The sequence below is a fragment of the Actinosynnema sp. genome, from assembly GCF_052038725.1.
The window spans coordinates 1-2,536 of sequence record NZ_JBQGCX010000830.1 but is presented as its reverse complement, the minus strand read 5'-3'; the positions used below and the strand labels follow the sequence as shown (position 1 = coordinate 2,536).

General features: G+C 74.3%; 3 protein-coding genes. All 3 read left to right on the top strand.

The annotated features are described in order from the left end of the window. Positions 1-712: MFS transporter (locus ACTUAL_RS17080; protein WP_440900965.1), on the top strand; the 712-nt coding region annotated here is incomplete at its 5' end. Between the two features lie 346 nt (positions 713-1,058). Next, complete coding sequence (locus tag ACTUAL_RS17075) at positions 1,059-1,679, top strand: helix-turn-helix transcriptional regulator (RefSeq protein ID WP_198320499.1); 621 nt, start codon at positions 1,059-1,061, stop codon at positions 1,677-1,679. 5 nt (positions 1,680-1,684) lie between these two features. Continuing rightward, positions 1,685-2,260, top strand: coding sequence for a response regulator transcription factor (locus ACTUAL_RS17070; RefSeq protein WP_440900964.1), 576 nt, complete (start codon positions 1,685-1,687; stop codon positions 2,258-2,260). The last annotated feature ends 276 nt before the right edge of the window (positions 2,261-2,536 follow it).

The following is a 2,536-nucleotide window of genomic DNA, read 5'->3' as shown; positions in this document are numbered from 1 at the left end:
CTTCCTCGTCGACGCCCTGTGCTTCGCGCTGTGCGCGCTGTGCGTGACCGGGGTGCGCACGCTGCCCCGCGACCCCGAGCAGACCCCGGCCGCCGCCACCCCGGAGCCGGTCTCGCTGCTGGGCCGCATCAAGGAGGGCCTGCGCTACGCCCTGTCCGACCCGCGCATCCGCACCGTCCTGGTCGTCGACGTGGCCGTGACGTTCTGCTACGCCGGTCCGTTCACCGTGGGCTTCGCCAACCTCGCCCGCACCGAGGTCCAGGGCGGCTCCACCACCCTGGGCGTGCTCAACGGCGCGCTCGCGGCGGGGGCCATGCTCGGCACCCTCGTCGGCGGGGCGAGCAGCGCCAAGCCCAGGGTCGGGCTGCTGGTGGCCGCGCTCGCCGGGTGGCTGGCGGTGGGCATGGCGGCGCTGGGGTTCGTGGAGGGCGCGGTCGAGGCGGTGGCGACGGTGTTCCTGATGGGCTTCGGCATCGGCTACCAGGGCGTGTTCGGGCTCAGCTGGATCCAGCGCAACATCAAGGGCTCGGTGCTCAGCCGGGTGATCTCGGTGGACATGGTCCTCGGCTACGCCGTCGCGCCGCTGTCGCTGGTGCTGTGCGGGGCGCTCGCGGAGCGGAACACCGCGCTGATGTTCGGCGGCACGGCGGTGATCCTGGCCGTGACCGCGCTCGGCGTGCTCGCCTCCAAGCCGGTCCGCGAGATGCGCTGACCCCGACCCCCGACCCCCGCGCCCGACCCCCGGCCCGTCCCGGTTCCGCCCGTTCCCGCCGCCCGCTCTCCCCACCACGGGGGAGCGGGCGCCGTTGTTGCCGCCGCCGCTATCACCACCCGCACCACCGCGCCCCTGACCTGCCGCGTCCCGCCCGCACGCCCGCGACCTGCCGCGTCGCCACCCGCGCGCGCCCCACCCCCTCCCGAGCGGCCCCCGTCACCCGTACGCGTGTCCACGTCCCGTGGATAAGTCGGGGATTTCGCCGTGATAGCCGCCCTGCCGATCCTCGTGGGCGGAATCAGTCTCACGCGATGTCATCCGTCGGAATCGCTTGGAGGCGAACGTGGAGCAGATCTGCGCAGTGGACAGCGCGCTGGTGCCGGTGGCCGTGGTGGCCAGGGACCCGATGCTGGAGGCCGGGGCGGCGAGCGCGTTGCGCGCCTGCCCCGAGCTGGTGGTGGTGGAGGGCGAGGCCGCGGAGTCCGCGCGGGTCGCCGTGGTGCTGGTCGACGAGGTCGACCGGGAGGTGCTGGACCTGGCCCGCGCGCGGCGCGGCGCCGTGGTGCTGGTGGTGGCCGAGGTGACGGCCGTGCAGGCGCTGCACGCCGTGCTCGCCGGGGTGCGCGGCCTGCTGCGCCGCCGGGACGCGGACGCGCGGCGGCTCACCCGCGCCGTCATGGCCGCCGCCGTCGGGGACTGCACGGTGCCCCCCGACCTGCTCGACCGGTTGCAGGGCGCGGTGGGGGAGCCCGCGGCGCCCGCGCTGGCGGGCAGCGGGCTGAGCGAGCGCGAGCGCGCGGTGCTCGCCCTGGTCGCCGAGGGGCGCGAGACCGGGGAGATCGCGAAGGAGCTGTGCTACTCGCCGCGCACCGTCACCACGGTGGTGCACGACATCACCCGCCGGTTCCGGCTGCGCAACCGCGCGCACGCGGTGGCCTACGCGCTGCGGGCGGGCCTGCTGTGAGCGGGGTGCGGGTGCACGTGACGGCGGTCGGGCCGGTGGCGCGCGACGTCCCGGCGCGGCTGCGCGAGGCGGGCATGGTGCTGGTCGACGCGCCGGGGCCGGACGTTGTCGTGGTGCTGGCGGCGAAGTCGGTGGACGAGGCCCTGGACGCCTGCCCCGAGCGGTTCCGGCCCGGCGTCGACCGGCTGCTCGTGCTCGCGGACTCGTTCGACCCGTCGGGGGTGCTGCGCGCGGTGCGCATGGGCGCCAGCGCCGTGCTGTGCCCGGTGGCCTCCCCGCTGTCCCGGCTCGTCGCCGGGGTGCACTCGGCGCTGCACGGCGACGGCGTCGTCCCTTACCAGGCGCTGGTGCGGCTGCTCGGGCGCTCCGGCGAGGGCGTGGTCCAGGTCCAGGCGCTCACCGCGAAGCAGACCGCCGTGCTCCAGCTCATGGCCGATGGCCTGGGCAATTCCGCGATAGCCGCGGCACTGGCCTGCTCGGAGCACACGGTCAAGAACGTCATCTACGAGCTGACCGCGCGGTTGCGCGCGCGCAATCGGGCGCACGCGGTGGCCCACGCGGTGCGACTTGGATTGGTATGACCAGGTCAGCGAGCTGTGAATAGCGCTATCACGGCTCGGGGCAACTCGTGATAGGCGGGAGATAAATGGCGCGATAGGGGCGGGATTAAATGCTGTCATACATTTTTCCCAACACCAGAGAGAATAAACTGGAACGGGAGAGAAGAAATGAACATCACCGCGATCGCCAAGGCCGCCGCCCTCGCCGCCACCGTCTCCGCCGCGACCCTGCTCGGCGCCCAGGACGCCCTCGCCGAGGGCACGAACCCGTGGGACAGCGCGCCCGCCGGGCCCGCG